This is a genomic window from Agromyces sp. Root1464 (genome assembly GCF_001427265.1).
GTDB classification, from domain to species: Bacteria; Actinomycetota; Actinomycetes; order Actinomycetales; family Microbacteriaceae; genus Agromyces; species Agromyces fucosus.
Genome location: NZ_LMFU01000001.1, coordinates 651,623 through 669,044, shown reverse-complemented (window position 1 = coordinate 669,044; position 17,422 = coordinate 651,623). Strand labels below are relative to the sequence as shown.

The window sequence follows — 17,422 nt, the reverse complement described above, 5'->3', positions numbered from 1 at the left end:
GTTCAGGCGGTGCCGGTGGCGCCCGTGAAACCGCTCATCCGAGTTGCAGCCGGCGACACACCTGCCCTGATCGCGCAGCTGCGGCAGGCCGTGCTCTTCGACGACGCGGCTCTCGCGGTGCTGCCGGTCGCGGGCGACGCCGAGCCCGCGAGTGCCGACCTGGTCGCCGGGCACGTACCGGGCGACAGCGCCGTCGTCGTCGAGACGAGCGGGTCGACGGATGTCCCCAAGCGCGTGATGCTCTCGGCCGGTGCCCTCCGGGCGAGCGCCGGCGCGACCGAGCAGTGGTTCGGCGGGCAGCACGGCCAGTGGCTGCTCGCGCTGCCGGCGACCTACATCGCGGGCGTGCAGGTGCTCGTGCGCTCGATCCTCGCGGGCACAGAGCCGGTCGTGATGCCGCAGGGGCATTTCGACCCGCCGGCGTTCGCCGCGGCATCCGCTCGGCTCGGCGCCGCAGGCGCACGGTTCACCTCGCTGGTTCCCGTTCAGCTCGCCCGGCTCGTGGAGGCCGCCGCCGACGATGCCGCGGTGGCGGATGCCCTGCGCTCGTTCGACCGGATCCTCCTCGGGGGCCAGGCGGCGCCCGCCGGGCTCGTCGAGCGTGCCGCCGGACTCGGTGCCCGCGTGCACCGCACCTACGGGTCGAGCGAGACCGCGGGCGGCTGCGTCTACGACGGTGTACCGCTGCCAGGGGTCGGCGTGCGCATCGTCGGGGGAGAGGTGCAGCTCAGCGGCCCGATGCTCGCGAGCGGCTACCTCGACGACCCCGGGCGCACGGCAGAGGCCTTCATCACCGACGCCGACGGCACCCGTTGGTACCGCACCGGCGACCTCGGCGAGCTCATCCCCGCCGATCACGGTCTCAGCAGGCTCCGCATCTCGGGTCGAGTCGACGACGTCATCATCTCGGGCGGCGTCAAGGTCGCGCTCGGGGAGGTCGAGCGCGCGATCCGGGGCGTTCCCGGGTTCTCCGAGGCCGTCGTGGTCGCGGCGGACGACGCCGAGTGGGGTCAGCGGCCGGGGGTCGTCGTCGCGATCGGTGAGATGACGCGAACCGACGCTGCGCGCGACGGGAACGACGGATCGCGTCACCTCGGGCGTGCGGATGCAGCGACATCCGCGAACCTCGCGGCGCTCGCGACGGCGACGGATGCCGCGGGGCTCGGGCCTGCGGCCCGCCCCGTGCGGCTGCTGCGACTCGACGCGCTGCCGCTGCTGGCCTCGGGCAAGCCCGACCGGAGACGCCTCGCACGGTTGTTCGCGGATGCCGCGAGGGAAGCCGGCACCGGGTTCTCCGAGCCGGACGCGAACTAGCATGTTCGTGTGGCCCGCCCGAAACCCCAACGCCTGAACCCCGCCGCCGATCTCGCCGGAAAGTCCCGCACGCCGGAGCGCAGCGGGAACCCCGCGAAGGCCGCTCGAGGCGCGGATCCGGCCGCCAAGCCCGGCGCCAAGTCCGGCGCCAAGCCCGGCGCGAAGCCGGCTGCGAAGTCTGGCGCGCGCGACCGCGCCACGGCCGCCGACTGGGTCTCGGGTGCGCGGCTGCGAACCCTGCCGCTCGCGATCGCACCGGTCGCCCTCGGCACGGGCGCCGGCATCGTCGCGATCCCCGACGGACCGTGGCACCCGGCGCGGGCGCTGCTCGCCCTCGTCGTCGCGCTCGCGCTGCAGATCGGCGTCAACTACGCCAACGACTACTCCGACGGGGTGCGCGGCACCGACGAGCACCGGGTCGGCCCGGCCCGTCTCACGGGGTCGGGCGTGGCCAAGCCCAAGCAGGTGCTCGCCGTCGCGCTGAGCTTCTTCGCGCTCGCGGGCATCGCCGGGCTCGCGCTCACGATCGTGACGGGCCAGTGGTGGCTCCTCGCCGTGGGCGCGGTCGCGATCGTCGCCGCCTGGTTCTACACCGGCGGCAAGCATCCATACGGCTACTACGGCCTCGGCGAGCTCTTCGTCTTCGTCTTCTTCGGGCTCGTCGCGACCGCGGGTTCCGCGTTCGTGCAGGCGCTCACCGTCAACTTCGAGGCGTGGCTCGGCGGCGTCGGGGTCGGGCTCATCGCCTGCGCGGTGCTCATGGCCAACAACCTGCGCGACGTCGTGCAAGACAAGGTGGCCGGCAAGCGCACGCTCGCCGTGCTCGTCGGTCCGCTCGCGGGACGCATCCTGTTCGCCGTCTTCATGCTCGTGCCGTTCGTCATCGTCGGCTTCTTCGCGCTGTTCTACCCGGCGGCGTGGCTCGTCATGTTCGCCCTGCTCGCGGCACTGCCCGCCTGCCTCATCGTGCTCACGGCGAAGACCCCGCGGGAGCTGATCATCGCCCTGCAGCTCGCGAGCCTCACGGCACTCGTCTACGGCATCGGGCTCGGGCTGGCGTTCGCGCTCTGATCGGGTCTCGATACGGCCCTTGCGGGCCTCCTCGACCGACGGTGGTGGCCCCTGGCGGGCCTCCTCGACCGGCGGTGCGATCAGCGCTCGTCGACGCCGCGTTCGAGCGCGGCGTCTTCGGCCTCGTCGTCGGCGTTCGCGACCGGCGTCTCGCGGTGGCGGGCCGCGTAGAGGTCGCTCGACATCGCGTTGCGCGCACGGCGCAGGAAGATGAGCGATGCGCTCAGCCCGAACAGTGCGGCGATCGCCGCGGAGACCCAGACGTTGACGCCCGCGATCAGGAGCACCGCGAGCGGAACGGCGAACAGCAGCACCCGCAGCGCGGTGTACCAGATCCAGACGGGCACGGATTTCACCCGATCAGTCTAGGTCGGCGCGGCTGAGCGCACTCACAGCCGGGAACCCCGCGCACACGCCTAGACTGGGGCCATGGTGCGGTTGTACGTGGTGCTGATCGTGGCCGCGGTGGTCTTCTCCATCTACGCCATCGCCGACTGCGCCTTCTTCGACCGTTCACGGGTCCGCGGGCTGAGCCGCGGCTGGTGGATCGTCGTCATCGTCTTCGTGCCGATCATCGGCGGCCTGCTCTGGTTCATCATCGGGCGGGGCCGTGCCGGGCGCATCCCCGGTGGGCGCAGCCGCACGGTGGCTCCCGACGACGACGCCGAGTTCCTGCGCCGACTCGGCACCGAGGCCGAGCAGGCGGAGCGCATCCGCCGCATGGAGCAGGAGCTCGCCGAACTCGATCGCGACGCCGCGACCGGCGACGTCTCGCCGCCAGACGGCACGCCCGGCACCGCCGGCACCCCCGGCACCGAGCGCCAGCGACCCGACACCCCCGAGACGCCGGGTGAGCCCGGTCCGTCCGGCCGGCCGAATGGCTGAGCCCGACCGTCGAACCCCAGCGAGCCCCGCGAGCGACAGCGCGCTGTCGCTGCTCGCGGCGTTCGTGCGCGAGGGCGTCGTCGACCTCGTCGTGGCGCCGGGCTCGCGTTCGCAGGCCCTCGCCCTCGCTGCCGCCGAACTCGAACGGGCCGGCGTCGTGCGGCTGCACGTTCGCATCGACGAGCGCGGCGCGGCGTTCCTCGCCCTGGGCCTCGCGGTCGAGTCGGGTCGTCCGGTGCCGGTCATCACGACCTCCGGCACGGCGGTCGCGAACCTGCACCCCGCGGTGCTCGAGGCGCATCACTCGGGCGTGCCGCTGATCGTGCTCTCGGCCGACCGTCCGGCGGAGCTGCGCGGCATCCGCTCGAACCAGACGACCATGCAGCCCGGCATCTTCGCGGGCGCGGTGCGGCTCGAGCGCGATGTCGCGGCTCCCGACGGCGGCGCCGGTGAAGCGGATGCCGCGGCGCGCCTCGCCCGCGAGGCCGTCGCCGCAGCGCTCGGCCGCGACGCCGACGGCCGGCCGGTGCCGCACCCGGGCCCGGGCCCGGTGCACCTCAACCTGCAACTGCGGGAGCCGCTGTCCTCGGCGATCACGGCGGATCTGCTCGCTGAGCGTGGTCTGCTCGCTGAGCCTGTCGAAGCACGCGGGGCCACTCGGGCCGGGGCCCCTTCGGCAGGCTCGGGGAACAGCGAGGGGCACAGCGCGCCCATCCCATCCGGTCCGCGCACGATCGTCGTGGCCGGCGCCGGAGCGGGGCCGGGCGCCGAGGAGTTCGCGCGCGACGGCGGCTGGCCGCTCATCGCCGAGGTCTCGAGCGGCGCACACTTCGGACCGAACCTCGTCGTCGCCTACCGCGAACTGCTGCACGAACCGGGCTTCGGCGACGAGATCGAGCGGGTCGTGGTCTTCGGCCACCCGACGCTCTCGCGCGAGGTGCCCGCACTCGTGCAGCGAGAGGGCGTCGAGACGATCGTCGTGGCGCCGTGGGGCATCGAGTGGTTCAACCCGGGGCGCCGCGTCGCCCGGTTCGAACGCGCCGTGCACACGGAGTCGCGACCGCAGAGCAGTGAAGAACGCGCGTGGACCGGCCGCTGGGTGCGCGCGAGCCGCATGCTCGTCGAGGCCGGGCTCCCGACCGTGCCGCTGCAGCGCGACGGCGTCGACGAGACCGGCCATGCGTCGGACTTCGAGGCGCAGCGCGAGTACATGAAGGCGCAGCTCGCCGCGATGCGGGCACCCATCACCCGGCGGATGCTCGTCGATGCCGTGTGGTCGGCGACCTGGCCGCACGACCGGCTCCTCTTCGGCGCCTCGCGGCTCATCCGCGACGCCGACCGGGCGGTGCCCGGCCGCCGCATCCCCGTGCACGCCAATCGCGGGCTCGCCGGCATCGACGGCACCGTGGCGACCGCGATCGGCATCGCGATCGCGAGCCAGGTCGCGCACCCGGGCGAAAGCGACGCGTCGGCCGGCCTTCCGAGCGAAGCGGATGCCGCAGCTCACGCCGCGGCCACGGCATCGTCGCCCGCACTCGCGGCCCGTGGCGGCGTGACCCGCGCCGTCATCGGCGACCTCACCCTGCTGCACGATGTCGGGTCGATGCTGCTCGGCGAGGGCGAGCACCGGCCGCGCGTGCAGCTCATCGTCGGCAACGACGGCGGCGGCACCATCTTCGATTCGCTCGAGGTCGCGGCATCCGCCCCTGCCGATGCCTTCGACCGCGTGCAGTTCACGCCGCAGCACGTCGACCTCGCGTCGCTCGCCGCCGCCTACGGCTGGAGGTACACGCGGGCGACCACCCGGTCCGAGCTCCACGATGCGCTCGGCACCCGGGTCGACGGGCCGTCGATCCTCGAGGTCCCGCTTCCGCGCTGACGCTTGCCGCGGCATCCGCTCGCTCGGCATCATGGAGCCATGAGCCGCGAGAAGTACTGGACCGCCGACCCTGCCGAGCTGCTGCGCGTCGGCGACGGCTTCGAGCTCGCGAAGACCGGCACCCGGGCGAGCCCCGGCTTCGACGGCGACAAGGCGGCGGGGCAGGAGGCGCTCGCCGAGGGCGCCGAGGTCCTCGCCGAACTGCAGGAGCAGCTCTTCGCCATGAGTCGCATGGGCGACGAGCGGCGCGTGCTGCTCGTGCTGCAGGCCATGGACACGGCGGGCAAGGGCGGCATCGTCAAGCACGTCATGGGCTCCGTCGACCCGCAGGGTGTGCAGCTCGCCGCGTTCAAGAAGCCGACGCCCGAAGAGCTCCAGCACGACTTCCTCTGGCGCATCCACAAGCAGGTGCCGGGCGCCGGCATGATCGGCGTCTTCGACCGATCGCACTACGAAGACGTGCTCATCGGCCGGGTTCGCGAGTTCGCCTCGCCCGAGGAGATCGAGCGGCGCTACGAGGCGATCAACGAGTTCGAGGCCGAGCTCACCGCCACCGGCACGACGATCATCAAGGTCATGCTGCACATCTCGCGCGACGAGCAGAAGGCACGGCTCACCGAGCGGCTCGCGCGGTCCGACAAGCATTGGAAGTTCAATCCCGGCGACGTCGACGAGCGACTGCTCTGGGACGACTACGCGGCGGCGTACCAGCTCGTCTTCGAGCGCACCGCGACCCCGGATGCCCCGTGGTTCGTCGTGCCCGCCGACCGCAAGTGGTACGCGCGGCTGGCCGTGCAGCACCTGCTGATCGACGCGCTCGAGGGCATGGATCTCGACTGGCCGAAGGCCGACTACGACGTCGCCGAGCAGCAGGCGCGGCTCGCCGCGAGCTGAACCAGGCCGCGGTCAGCCGCCGAACGCCTCGACGATCGGCCGGAACTTCATGACGGTCTCGGCGAGCTCGTCGGCCGGCACGGAGTCGTGCACGATGCCGCAACCGGCATATGCGGTGACGGTGCCGTCGGGGTCGACCTGCGCGCAGCGCAGTGCGATCGCCCACTCGCCGTCGCCGCCGCCGTCGATCCATCCCACCGGGCCGGCGTAGCGGCCGCGGTCGAAGCCCTCGAGCTCGGCGATCGCGGGCAGCGCGATGCGACGCGGGGTGCCGGCGACGGCGGCCGTCGGGTGCACGGCCCGCACGAGGTCGAGCGAGCTCGAGCCGTCGCCGAGCGTGCCCTTGAGGTCGGTGGCGAGGTGCCAGAGGTTCGGCAGCTGCAGGGTGAAGGGCTCGGGGCTCGTGTCGAGGCGGGCGGTGTGCGGGGCGAGCCGCTTCACGGCGCTCTCCACGGCGAGGGCGTGCTCGGCGCGGTCCTTCTCGGATGCCGCGAGGGTGAGCGCCCGCTCTCGGTCGGAGGCCTCGCCGGCGCCGCGCGACGCCGTGCCGGCGAGCACGCGAGCGGAGACGGTGCCGTGGTCGACGCGCACGAGGGTCTCGGGGCTCGCGCCGATGAGCCCGTCGACGGCGAAGACCCAGGTGTCGGGATAGTCCTCGGCGAGCCGGTTGATCGTGGCTCGCAGCCCAGCGTCCTCATGCAGCTCGCCCACGAGCTGGCGGGCGAGAACCACCTTTTCGAGTCGGCCGGCCTTCTCGAGCTCGCCGGCGTCGATGCGCCGCACGGCCTCGGCGACGGCCGTCTCGTATGCCTCAGGCGGCATCGAGCCAGGGGTGAACGCGACGCGCGGCACCTGCCGCTTCGGCGCAGGTTCCGGGAGCACGACCTCGAGCTCGGCGTCGTCGGCGGAGCCGGAGGCATCCGTCGCCTCGTCGGCCGGGTCGAGCGTGATCCTCGTGACCCATGAGCGGCCGTCGCGACGGCCCATCACGAGCTCGGGCACGATGAGCACGCTCGTCGCCTCGGACTCGTCGGCGAACGCGAACGCGCCGAACGCCACGAGCCCGGTGCCGGGCAGCCCCACGCGGTCGTCGATCTCGGCGAGGGCGGCGAGCGAGGTCCACGCCGCCGCCGCGTCTTCGACCCGGGTCGCGCCGGTGGTCTCGATGCGAACGACTTCGCCGAGCCCCACGATGCCCTCGCCGCGGCGCATCCAGACGAGCGGATGCCGCGGATCGGCGCGCGGGATCAGCGGCTCCGTCTCATCGACGGCCACGGTGCGAACGACGAGCCGAGCACTCGCGGCTCGCGCCGCGCCATCCGTCTGACTCACCGCCCCAGCCTACGCCCGGCCGCGCGCCGTAGGATCGAGGGATGACCCGCGCAGATCTCGGCAAGCAGCCCGACCAGGTGTCGGCGATGTTCGATCGCGTCGCCGCGAGCTACGACCGCACCAACAACGTGCTCTCGGTGGGCAACGCCCCGCTCTGGCGCGTCGCGACGACGCGTGCCGTCGACCCGAAGCCGGGCCAGCGCATCCTCGATGTCGCCGCCGGCACCGGCACCTCGAGCGCGAGCCTCGCGAAGTCGGGGGCATCCGTCGTCGCCGCGGACTTCTCGCCCGGCATGATCGAGGTCGGTCGCAAGCGCCAGGCCGGCGTGCAGAACCTCGTGTTCGTCGAGGCCGACGCCACGAAGCTGCCCTTCGGCGACGACGAGTTCGACGCCGTGACGATCTCGTTCGGCCTGCGCAACGTCAACGAGCCGAAGCAGGCGATCGCCGAGTTCTTCCGCGTGACCAAGCCCGGCGGCCGGCTCGTCATCTGCGAGTTCTCGACGCCGCCAGCGCCGCTCGTGCGCACGGGCTACGGCATCTACCAGCGCTACGTCATGCCGCCGCTCGTGAAGCTCTCGAGCTCCAACGACACGGCCTACGACTATCTCAACGAGTCGATCAACGCGTGGCCCGACCAGCGCACCCTCGCCTCGTGGATCCGCGAGGCCGGCTATGAGGAGGTCGCGTGGCGCAACCTCACCCTCGGCGTCGTGGCCCTGCACCGCGCGACCAAGCCGCACGCCTGAGCCCACTCGCCTGAGCGGCGATCGGCGCGGCACCGGTTCGCCGCGGCCGTCGCGCGGCCGGGCAGATCGACCCCGATAGGCTAGTGAGCGTGAAACCGAGTCACCCGGTCGCCCGTCGAGGCTCATCGCTCGCCGCCAATCTCGGGCTCAGCGAGCGCGTCTTCGCGACCTCGGCCGACAAGGCCATGGTGAAGGCCATCGACGCCGGGCTCGATCGCGTAGAGGCCGGCCTCCTGCAAGAGGTCCGGTTCGCCGACACCATCGCGGATGTCTCGACGCGCTACCTGCTCCAGGCGGGCGGCAAGCGCGTGCGCCCGATGCTGACCCTCCTCACCGCGCAGCTCGGCGCCGGCGTGACCGACGACGTGGTCACCGCGGCCGAGGCCATCGAGATCACGCACCTCGCGAGCCTGTACCACGACGACGTCATGGACGACGCCGACCGGCGCCGCGGCGTGCCGAGCGCGCAGGCGGTGTGGGGCAACTCCGTCGCCATCCTCACCGGCGACCTGCTCTTCGCTCGCGCCAGCCAACTCATGGCCGGCCTCGGCGAAGGCGCGATCCGCATGCAGGCCCGCACCTTCGAGCGGCTCGTGCTCGGCCAGCTGCACGAGACCGTCGGCCCGCAGCCGGGCGACGACCCCATCGCCCACTACATCCAGGTGCTCGCCGACAAGACCGGTTCGCTCATCGCGGCCGCCGCGCAGTCGGGCATCATCTTCTCGGGCGCAGACCCCGGCTTCGAAGCACCCATCATCGAGTTCGGCGAGAAGATCGGCGTGGCGTTCCAGCTCGTCGACGACGTCATCGACCTCTCGCCGCAGCCCGCCGAGACCGGCAAGGTGCCCGGCACCGACCTGCGCGCAGGTGTCGTGACGCTGCCGATGCTCCGGCTCGCCGAGCATGCCCGCACCGACGCGGCATCCGCTGCACTGCTCGAGCGCATCGAACGCGACGTGGTCATCGCCACCGGCCCGCTCGCTGCCGCCGACCCGATCGACACGAACACGATGGCCTCGCGCATCGTGCCCTCGAAGGAGACGATCGACGCGATCGTCGCCGAACTTCGGGAACACGAAGCTACGCGCGCTACGCTCGCTGAGGCCCACCGTTGGGCGCGCGAGGCGGTCGCCGCCCTCGCGCCGCTGCCCGAGGGCAGTGTGAAGAAGGCGCTCACACGATTCGCAGAGACGGTCGTCGAGCGCGAGAGCTGATGGAGAGACCACGCACGTGACGAGGAACAAGCTGAGACTGGCGATCGTCGGGGCAGGCCCCGCCGGCATCTACGCCGCGGACATCCTGCTGAAGGCCGAGCGCAACTTCGACGTCTCGATCGACCTCTTCGATCACCTGCCCGCGCCCTACGGGCTCGTGCGCTACGGCGTCGCGCCCGACCACCCGCGCATCAAGGGCATCATCACCGCGCTCCGCGAGGTGCTCGACCGCGGCGACATCCGCATCTTCGGCAACGTGAAGTTCGGTGAGGACATCACGCTCGAAGACCTGAAGAAGCACTACAACGCCGTGATCTTCGCGACCGGTGCCGTGAAGGACGCCTCGCTGAACATCCCCGGCGCGGAGCTCGAGGGCTCTTACGGCGCGGCCGAGTTCGTCAGCTGGTTCGACGGGCACCCCGACTTCCCGCGCACGTGGCCGCTCGACGCCGAGTCGGTGGCCGTCATCGGCAACGGCAACGTCGCGCTCGACGTCGCGCGCATCCTCGCCAAGCACGTCGAAGACCTCATGTCGACCGAGATCCCCGCGAACGTCGCGGCCGGTCTCGCGGCCTCGCCCGTCACCGACGTGCATGTCTTCGGTCGCCGCGGCCCGACCTCGGTGAAGTTCACGCCGCTCGAGCTGCGCGAGCTCGGCGAGCTCCGCGACGTCGACATGATCCTGCACGATGAGGACTTCGACTACGACGACGCCGCACGCGCCGCCGTCGCCGGCAACAAGCAGGTCTTCGTCATCGACAAGGTGCTGAACCAGTGGCGCCAGCGCGAGGTCGGCCAGGCGTCGCGCCGTCTTCACCTGCACTTCTTCGCGAAGCCGCTCGAACTCGTCGACGACGGCGAGGGCCGGGTCGGCGCCATCCGCTGGGAGCGCACCGCGCCCGACGGCGAGGGCGGCGTGGTCGGCACCGGCGAGTTCCGCGAGCTGCCGGTGCAGGCCGTCTACCGCGCCGTCGGCTACTTCGGCTCGCCGCTGCCCGGCATCCCCTTCGACAAGAAGTTCGGCGTGATCCCGAACCACGAGGGCCAGGTGCTCACTCGCGACAAGCAGACCGGCGAGGCGCGCCAGATGTACGGCGTCTACGCGACCGGCTGGATCAAGCGCGGGCCCGTCGGCCTCATCGGGCACACGAAGTCCGACGCCATGGAGACCATCAAGCACCTCATCAACGACCTCGGCAACTGGTGGGACCCCGAGTCCCCGTCAGAGGAGTCGGTCATCGAGCTGCTCGAGTCGCGAGGCATCCGCTGGACCGACCTCGACGGCTGGCACCGGCTCGACGAGCACGAGCAGGCGCTCGGCTCGGCCGAGGGTCGCGTGCGCGTGAAGGTCGTGCCGCGCGGCGAGATGGTCGACATCTCGCGCGCTGACGCGTAGCGGCCCGTCGTCGGTCGCCTAGGCGCGCCAGCGCCGTGACGCCGGTCGAGTAGGCGCGCCAGCGCCGCTCCGCCGGTCGAGTAGGCGCTCCAGCGCCGTATCGAGGCCCCGCGACCCGCTACGCTCCAACCCATGCCCTTCGCATGGTCGAGCCTCGTCGTGACGATCGTGGCCGTGCTCCTCGGCTTCGCGCTCGGCTGGTGGCCGCTCGCCGCCTGGACCGAACGGTCGATGAAGGGCGAGCGGATGCCTCAGCTCGCGCCCCGCACCGTGCGTCTTGTTGCCTCGACCACGACCGCCGTGGTCTTCGGCGCGCTCGCCTTGCGGTTCGGCCTCTCGTGGATCCTGCCGGCGCTGCTCGCGTTCGCCGCATGCGCGACGGTGCTCTCGATCGTCGACCTCGCCGAGAAGCGCCTGCCGAACGCCGTGGTCTTCCCGGCACTCGGCGCGGTCGCGGTGCTGCTCGTGCCGGCGACGTGGGCGACGGGCATGTGGATGTCGCTCGTGTGGGCGCTCGTCGGCTCGGCGGCGATGTTCGCCGTGTACTTCCTGCTCGCCCTCATCTCGCCCGCATCGATGGGCATGGGCGACGTGAAGCTCGCGCTCGTGATCGGGCTGCTGCTCGGATGGTTCGGGCTGTCGGCCTGGCTCGTGGGGCTGCTCGCCGCCTTCGTCGTCGGGGGAGTGGTCGCGATCGTCGCGCTCCTGCTGAAACGGGTGACGCTGCGCGGGTCGATCCCGTTCGGGCCATCGATGCTCGTCGGGGCGCTCATTGCGGTGGTGTTCGTGGGGCCGGCAGGCTGAGCCGTCGTTAGAGGAGGCCAGTCTCCGCTTCGATTTCGGGGTACACGACGTACCCCGAAACCGGGGTACGCGTACCCCATCGCGGGGTACATCGAGTACCCCCAGAGCGGGGTACACGTCGTCGGATCTTGCGCGGATATCGGCGCACCTGGGCGGTTCTTTGCGTGTGTTGCCCGCAATGCCCCCGAAGGGGGGCATTCTTTCGCCGTATGCGCACGGCTACCTTCAACTGACTACCCCACCCAGGTCGTCACAGCAACCCCTGAACCCGAAGGAACCCGAAATGCTCAAGGCATACTCGCGCATTCAGGCGCGCATCAACTCGCTCCGCACCGAAGAAGAGGGCGCGACCGCGGTCGAGTACGGCCTCATCGTCGCCGCGATCGCTGCGGTCATCGTCGTCGTCGTGTTCACGCTCGGCGGTCAGATCCAGCAGGCGTTCCAGGACGTCTCGGACGCCATCACGACCGGCAATACCCCGGCGACCTGATCCCGTCTCACCGCGCGCGATTCACGTGACCAGAGACCGTGAACGGGGAGCGGCAGCAGTCGAGTTCGCACTCGTGCTGCTGCCGCTCTGCTTCCTGCTCCTCGGAATCATCGACTTCGGCTGGGTCTTCAACCAGCAGGTGTCGCTGGCGAATTCGGCGCGCGAATCGGCGAGGCACTACGTCGTGCATCAAGCGGACACGCCCCCAGGAACCGTTGCCTCAGCTATCGCCATCGGCGAGTCGGCTGCGCCGACCGTCGATTGGACCGTCGCCGGTGCCGGCATCACCCTCCTGCAGGGCTGCGACAGTTCGAAGGCCAACTACAGTGCTGCGCTCGCAGCGTCGAAGAGCGTGTCCACGACAGCGAGCATCCCGATGCCGTCGCTGACGGGATTCTTCACCTCGATGCTCGGCCCGACCCTCTCTGCGAATGGACAGATGGCATGCATCGAATGATGGATCGCCTCCGAGGAGACGAGCACGGCGCGAGCGCCGTGCTCGTGGGCCTCATGCTCGTCGTGCTCATCGGCTTCGGCGCGATCGCCGTCGACGTCGGCGCGATGTACTCCGAACGCGCCCAGCTGCAGAACTCCGCAGACGCCGGCGCACTCGCCGCTGCACAGTACTGCGCGAAGCACTCGAACTGCGCCTCGGCGACCGACAAGACCGGCGCGCGTGCTGCTGCGCTTTCGGTCACCGGCGGAAACCTCATCGGGCCGGCACCGACGGTCGGCGCCTTGAGTTATACCTCGGACACCGTCACGGTACCGGCGGCGACGCTCGCGATGAAGCATCCGCTCGCCGCGGCGATCGGTATGGCGCAGAGCGATGTCGGCGCCGGCGCGACCGCGAAGTGGGTTCCCGGAACGAAGGGCCCAGTCGTACCGTGGGCGATCGGCCACTGCAGCATCCCGACGAGCGGCAGCGGCACGAACGCGTGGATTCCGATCGACAACGTCACCTGCCCCGGCTTCGCAACGGGCGGCTTCGGATGGCTCGATGACGGCACCGCCTCGTGCTCGAAGGACGTCGCACTGTACGAATTCGTCACCATCACGACGGGAAACACGGGCAAGTGCTCTGTGTCGGATCAGGAACTCGCCGAGGCGGTCACCCAACTCGGCTGCAACCTGGGCTCGCTTCCGAGCTCGTTGAAGTCGAATGCCGAGAAGCTGTTCGCGTGCCTCGTCGGCAAGACCATCTACGTGCCCGTGTACAACACTGCGAGCGCCTGCGCCCCAGCGACTCCGCCGGCCGGCAAGACCTACTGCATCGACAAGTTCGCGGTCTTCGAGGTCAGTGGTATCCACGTCAAGGACAACGGCTCGGATCAGGTCGACTACTGCGCACCGAAGAGCACTCCCTTCTATGACGTCAAGTGTGAAGACAAGAAGGATCCGACCAAGCCCAAGGACTGGGGCTCACTCGCCTTCTTCGGAAGGTTCATCGAGTACACGACAGTGAACCCGAACTGGTTCATCGGACCGACCGTGCCGAAGACGACCCTCGTCAACTGATCTCCCTAGATCACCGAATCCATAGGACCCGAACCAATGAAGACCCGAATCATCGGTGCGATCGTCGCTCTCGTGCTCGCGGCGCTGGGCGCGTTCGTCATCATCACCTATGTGCGCGGTGCTGACGCTCGAGCTGCCGAAGGCATGGAGATGGCCGACGTCTACATCGTTCAGCAACCCATCCCCAAGGGCACCGCAGGCGCCGCGGTCGGCGACTTCGTCGAGCTGGACACCGTTCCGACGAAGAACCTCGCCGCCGGACAGGTCACGGATCTCGAGGAGATCAGCGGACTCGTCGCGGACGCCGAGCTGCTCCCCGGCGAGCAGCTCCTCGTCGAGCGTTTCGTCGACCCGCTCGAACTTGCGGCGCGGGGCGACGTCGTGATCCCCGACGGCATGCAGCTGATGTCGTTCACGCTCCCCGCCGATCGAGTGGTCGGCGGTCAGGTTCGAGCCGGCGACACGATCGGGCTCGTCGGGACGGTCGATCCGGACGAGGTCGGCGATCAGGAGGACGTGGTGAACCCGATCACGCAGTTCGCCTTCCACAACGTGCTCGTCACGAAGGTTCAGGGAGCGGTCGCGGTGCAGGCGAACGGCGAAGCGGATACGGAGACCGAAGACGCCGCTGCGCAACCCGAGCAGAACTCCGGTGACAGCATCATGGTGACCATCGCCTTGAATGCTCACGACATCGAACGATGGGTGTGGTTCACCGAGGGCGAGGCGGCGAGCTACGCGCAGATGTGGCTCACCCTCGAGAACGACAAGACCGTCAATACCGGTACCGAGCCGGTGACCGGGAGCAACGCGTTCTAGTGTCCGCCTACCTGTTGGTCAGTCGTTCCGCCGAGTATGAGACTCGTCTGCAGTCTCTGCTCGGCGAACGGCTTGCCGTGATCCCGGGGGAATTCCTCACCTTCGGCCCCGACTCGGTCGTGAGCCGCGTAGCCGGGAGCCCGCGCATCGCGCTCCTCGGGCCCGTGCTCAACTACGAGGAGACACGAGGCCTCGTCGAAGCCCTCACTGCGAAGCATCCGGATCTCGGGCTCATCGTCGTGCGTGAGCAACGCTCGGATCTCGAGGACTGGGTCGACGAGCTCGCACTTCACGCGGTCCTGAGCCCCGACGCCGGCGACGACACCACGATCAGGCTGCTCGATCGGCTCGCCGAGTGGCTTGTCGAGAACGGTCGAGCGATCGCGAGTGACTTCGATGCGCCCGCGGCGCTGGAGATCGATGAAGAGATCCTCGGGGTCCTCGACGTTGGCCTCGAGAGTGGCGTCGATTCTTCCGCGCCAGTCCCTGAGGAGCCCGAGCCCGAGCCCCGGCCCGAGCCCGAGCCCGAGCCCGAGGCTCCTGCGTGGGAGTTCCCGCCACTTGACGCCGGTACGCCGACCGAAGCGATCGCCGTCGTCGCGCCGAAGGGGGGCCAAGGCAAGACGACCATCGCCATCAACCTCGCGACCGGGCTCGCCGAGGTCGCGCCCAACTCCGTCGTGCTTGTCGACGCCGACCTGCAGTTCGGCGATATCACCGCAGCTCTCGCGCTCTCGCCCGCACGCACGATCGTCGACGCGGTCGCCGACGCCGCGGCCGATGAACTCGTGCTGAAGACGACCCTCACACACCACGAGGACGGGTTCTTCGTGGTGGCGAGTGCGCCGTCTCCGGAGCTCGGCGACCAGGTGTCGCCTCGTGCGCTCGCCCAGCTCATCGACCGGCTCCGCTCAGCGTTCCGCTACGTCATCATCGACACGACGCCCGGCCTCGGTGAGCACACGCTGATCACGCTGGAGCATGTCACCGACGCCGTGTTCGTCACGGTCATGGGCGTGCCGAGCCTACGTGCGATGCGCACGGAGTTCGAATTGCTGACCAGACTCGCCCTCATGCCGGGCAACCGGCACATCGTCGTCAATCAGACCGACAAGAACAGCGGGCTCACGACGAAGGACGTCGAGAGCATCCTCGGAGCCCCCGTCGATTTCGAAGTGCCGAAGTCGTCAGCCGTACTCCTGGCATCGAACCGGGGTGTGCCGCTCATCCACGACGATGTGCGAGATCCCGCAGCGAAGGCGATCCGTTCGATCGTGCTTCGTATCGCGCCGGAGGCTTTCCCGAAGCGCAGCAGGATCCAGAGAAGGCGGCGGTCGAATGAACCTGAATGATCGGCTGAACGCCCTTCGCAATGCAGAGGAGCGCGCGCCCTCCGACACGGAGCGCCCGGCCGCCTACCCCGGCCCGCCCAACGAAGCCGTAGCGGTTCCGGAGCAGCCCCAGGTGGTCGCCGCCTCGGTGGAACCACTCGCGCACTCCGACCCCCGGGGGGCCAACGCTTTCGTGTCACCCCAGCCGGTCTCGGCACAGCTGCGACGCCCGGCGCCGGCAGTCGACCCACTGGCGGAGATGAAGGAGAAGGCTGCCCAAGAGCTGTTCGGGCGGATCGGGTCGCGCCTGAACGACTCCTCGTTGACCGAAGAGCAATTGCATCAGCTCGCTCGGCACGAACTCTCCGAGATCGTCGCCGCGGAGCAGCTCGCCCTGACGACCGCGGAGCGGAATCGGCTCATCGACGACATCGGCGCCGACGTCCTCGGCTACGGGCCGCTCGAGCCGCTGCTCGACGACGAGTCCGTCAGCGAGATCATGGTCAATCGCCATGACCAGATCTATGTCGAGCGATACGGCCGGCTTCAGGAGACGCCGTACCGGTTCACCGGTGAACCGCAATTGCGGCGAGTGATCGAACGGATCGTGTCGCGGGTCGGTCGACGCATCGACGAGGCATCACCGCTCGTCGATGCTCGACTCGAAGACGGCTCGCGTGTGAACGCCATCATTCCTCCGCTCGCCGTCGACGGCTCGTCGCTCACGATCCGGAAATTCGCGGGCACCCCGTACACGGTCGACGATCTCATCAGGTTCGGAACTCTGACGCGCGAAGCTGCGACGGTTCTCGACGCTGCAGTGCGAGCGAAGCTGAACATTCTGGTCTCAGGAGGAACGGGCACCGGAAAGACGACCCTGCTGAACGTCCTGTCGGCATTCATCCCGGGCGATGAGCGGATCGTGACGATCGAGGACGCGGTCGAGCTCCAACTCCAACAGGAGCATGTCGTGCGTCTCGAGTCGAGACCGCCGAACATCGAGGGCCGCGGCGAGATCACCATTCGCGACCTGGTGCGTAACTCCCTTCGCATGCGCCCCGACCGCATCGTCGTCGGCGAGGTTCGCGGCGCCGAGTCCCTCGACATGCTGCAGGCGATGAACACCGGCCATGAGGGCTCCATCTCGACCCTTCACGCCAACGCGCCGCGCGATGCGATCGCGCGAATGGAGACGCTCGTGCTCATGGCGGGCATGGAGCTCCCGCTTCGCGCGATCCGCGAGCAAATCGCCTCGGCGATCGACATCATCGTGCAGATCAGCCGCCACAAAGACGGCGTCCGTCGAGTCACTGCCATCACCGAAGTACACGGGATGGAGGGCGACGTCATCACACTTCAGGACGCCTTCTCGTTCGACTACTCGGCCGGCTACGACGACGAAGGCCGGTTGAAGGGGACCATCGAACCGACCGGTGTCAGGCCTCGCTTCGCGGAACGGATCGCGGACCAGGGTATTGCGCTTCCAATCGCGCTCTTCCAGGTGCAACATCGCGAAATGCTCGGGGAGATCCGGTGACTCCGCTCCTCCTGATCGTCGGCATCAGCACCGTCCTGCTCGCCGGCCTGGTCGCGGTCTTCTTCGTGTTCGCGCCTCCCGCGCCTCGCGTCGCACGCGATCGGCGAAGTGCTCCCGGGGTGGAGCACGTCTCCGCGCTGACTCGCATCACCGATCGGACCGTCGGCGCGCTCGACTCGGTCGCGTCCC

General features: G+C 69.9%; 17 protein-coding genes. 15 read left to right on the top strand and 2 right to left on the bottom strand.

Translation table 11 applies throughout. The annotated features are described in order from the left end of the window. The first annotated feature begins 24 nt into the window (after positions 1-24). The gene (locus ASD23_RS03065; RefSeq protein ID WP_082571237.1) at positions 25-1,314 is read left to right on the top strand and encodes an AMP-binding protein; all 1,290 of its coding nucleotides are present in this window, start codon (positions 25-27) and stop codon (positions 1,312-1,314) included. Between the two features lie 9 nt (positions 1,315-1,323). Next, complete coding sequence (locus tag ASD23_RS03060) at positions 1,324-2,385, top strand: 1,4-dihydroxy-2-naphthoate polyprenyltransferase (protein ID WP_056006060.1); 1,062 nt, start codon at positions 1,324-1,326, stop codon at positions 2,383-2,385. A gap of 80 nt (positions 2,386-2,465) precedes the next feature. Here ASD23_RS03060 and ASD23_RS03055 read toward each other — a convergent pair whose 3' ends face one another. After that, on the bottom strand, positions 2,466-2,741 hold the full coding sequence (locus ASD23_RS03055) for a DUF4229 domain-containing protein (RefSeq protein ID WP_082571142.1): 276 nt from the start codon (positions 2,739-2,741) through the stop codon (positions 2,466-2,468). Positions 2,742-2,814: 73 nt separating this feature from the next. Between ASD23_RS03055 and ASD23_RS03050 the strand changes: the two genes are divergently transcribed. From ASD23_RS03050 to ASD23_RS03040, 3 genes are read left to right on the top strand one after another with little or no spacing between them, the layout of a single operon-like run. Next, positions 2,815-3,270 (top strand): PLDc N-terminal domain-containing protein, encoded by a 456-nt coding sequence (locus tag ASD23_RS03050; RefSeq protein WP_082571141.1) that lies wholly within the window; start codon positions 2,815-2,817, stop codon positions 3,268-3,270. Continuing rightward, a complete protein-coding gene (gene menD, locus ASD23_RS03045) occupies positions 3,263-5,149 on the top strand; it encodes a 2-succinyl-5-enolpyruvyl-6-hydroxy-3-cyclohexene-1-carboxylic-acid synthase (protein WP_056006057.1) in 1,887 nt (628 codons plus the stop codon). Before ASD23_RS03050 ends, menD begins: the two co-directional genes overlap by 8 nt. Before the next feature lie 39 nt (positions 5,150-5,188). Then, positions 5,189-6,043 (top strand): polyphosphate kinase 2 family protein, encoded by an 855-nt coding sequence (locus tag ASD23_RS03040; protein ID WP_056006054.1) that lies wholly within the window; start codon positions 5,189-5,191, stop codon positions 6,041-6,043. Positions 6,044-6,055: 12 nt separating this feature from the next. On the opposite strand, the gene ASD23_RS03035 is transcribed toward ASD23_RS03040, so the two are convergent. After that, positions 6,056-7,375 carry an isochorismate synthase gene (locus ASD23_RS03035; protein WP_056006051.1) on the bottom strand — a complete coding sequence of 440 codons (1,320 nt, stop codon included), beginning with the start codon at positions 7,373-7,375 and terminating at the stop codon, positions 6,056-6,058. A 41-nt stretch (positions 7,376-7,416) separates the two neighbouring features. Between ASD23_RS03035 and ASD23_RS03030 the strand changes: the two genes are divergently transcribed. The 10 genes from ASD23_RS03030 to ASD23_RS02985 all read left to right on the top strand — a co-directional run bounded on the left by ASD23_RS03030 (position 7,417) and on the right by ASD23_RS02985 (position 17,233). Continuing rightward, positions 7,417-8,124 carry a class I SAM-dependent methyltransferase gene (locus ASD23_RS03030; protein ID WP_056006048.1) on the top strand — a complete coding sequence of 236 codons (708 nt, stop codon included), beginning with the start codon at positions 7,417-7,419 and terminating at the stop codon, positions 8,122-8,124. Between the two features lie 89 nt (positions 8,125-8,213). Continuing rightward, entirely contained in the window at positions 8,214-9,338 is a 1,125-nt protein-coding gene (locus ASD23_RS03025; protein ID WP_056007731.1) for a polyprenyl synthetase family protein, read from the top strand. Between the two features lie 16 nt (positions 9,339-9,354). Then, a complete protein-coding gene (locus tag ASD23_RS03020; RefSeq protein ID WP_056006045.1) occupies positions 9,355-10,734 on the top strand; it encodes an FAD-dependent oxidoreductase in 1,380 nt (459 codons plus the stop codon). Between the two features lie 132 nt (positions 10,735-10,866). Continuing rightward, a complete protein-coding gene (locus ASD23_RS03015) occupies positions 10,867-11,538 on the top strand; it encodes a prepilin peptidase (protein WP_056006043.1) in 672 nt (223 codons plus the stop codon). Positions 11,539-11,821: 283 nt separating this feature from the next. Beyond that, positions 11,822-12,028: a Flp family type IVb pilin gene (locus ASD23_RS03010; protein WP_056006040.1), complete on the top strand. Its 207-nt coding sequence runs from the start codon at positions 11,822-11,824 to the stop codon at positions 12,026-12,028. Between the two features lie 25 nt (positions 12,029-12,053). After that, entirely contained in the window at positions 12,054-12,485 is a 432-nt protein-coding gene (locus ASD23_RS03005; RefSeq protein WP_268753179.1) for a TadE/TadG family type IV pilus assembly protein, read from the top strand. Then, positions 12,485-13,546 carry a pilus assembly protein TadG-related protein gene (locus ASD23_RS03000; protein ID WP_056006034.1) on the top strand — a complete coding sequence of 354 codons (1,062 nt, stop codon included), beginning with the start codon at positions 12,485-12,487 and terminating at the stop codon, positions 13,544-13,546. The genes ASD23_RS03005 and ASD23_RS03000 overlap by 1 nt, the downstream gene beginning before the upstream one ends. Positions 13,547-13,582: 36 nt before the next feature. Next, complete coding sequence (gene cpaB, locus ASD23_RS18760) at positions 13,583-14,365, top strand: Flp pilus assembly protein CpaB (protein ID WP_056006031.1); 783 nt, start codon at positions 13,583-13,585, stop codon at positions 14,363-14,365. Positions 14,366-14,442: 77 nt separating this feature from the next. Continuing rightward, positions 14,443-15,717 carry an AAA family ATPase gene (locus ASD23_RS02990; protein ID WP_162248724.1) on the top strand — a complete coding sequence of 425 codons (1,275 nt, stop codon included), beginning with the start codon at positions 14,443-14,445 and terminating at the stop codon, positions 15,715-15,717. Continuing rightward, on the top strand, positions 15,704-17,233 hold the full coding sequence (locus ASD23_RS02985; protein WP_056006025.1) for a CpaF family protein: 1,530 nt from the start codon (positions 15,704-15,706) through the stop codon (positions 17,231-17,233). Before ASD23_RS02990 ends, ASD23_RS02985 begins: the two co-directional genes overlap by 14 nt. The last annotated feature ends 189 nt before the right edge of the window (positions 17,234-17,422 follow it).

Excerpts from the sequence above, each read along its gene's own strand:
- cpaB (WP_056006031.1), top strand. The coding sequence starts at position 13,583 with ATGAAGACCCGAATCATCGGTGCGATCGTCGCTCTCGTGCTCGCGGCG.
- ASD23_RS03030 (WP_056006048.1), top strand. The coding sequence starts at position 7,417 with ATGACCCGCGCAGATCTCGGCAAGCAGCCCGACCAGGTGTCGGCGATG.
- ASD23_RS03000 (WP_056006034.1), top strand. The coding sequence starts at position 12,485 with ATGGATCGCCTCCGAGGAGACGAGCACGGCGCGAGCGCCGTGCTCGTG.
- menD (WP_056006057.1), top strand. The coding sequence starts at position 3,263 with ATGGCTGAGCCCGACCGTCGAACCCCAGCGAGCCCCGCGAGCGACAGC.
- ASD23_RS03015 (WP_056006043.1), top strand. The coding sequence starts at position 10,867 with ATGCCCTTCGCATGGTCGAGCCTCGTCGTGACGATCGTGGCCGTGCTC.
- ASD23_RS03050 (WP_082571141.1), top strand. The coding sequence starts at position 2,815 with ATGGTGCGGTTGTACGTGGTGCTGATCGTGGCCGCGGTGGTCTTCTCC.
- ASD23_RS02985 (WP_056006025.1), top strand. The coding sequence starts at position 15,704 with ATGAACCTGAATGATCGGCTGAACGCCCTTCGCAATGCAGAGGAGCGC.
- ASD23_RS03040 (WP_056006054.1), top strand. The coding sequence starts at position 5,189 with ATGAGCCGCGAGAAGTACTGGACCGCCGACCCTGCCGAGCTGCTGCGC.
- ASD23_RS03010 (WP_056006040.1), top strand. The coding sequence starts at position 11,822 with ATGCTCAAGGCATACTCGCGCATTCAGGCGCGCATCAACTCGCTCCGC.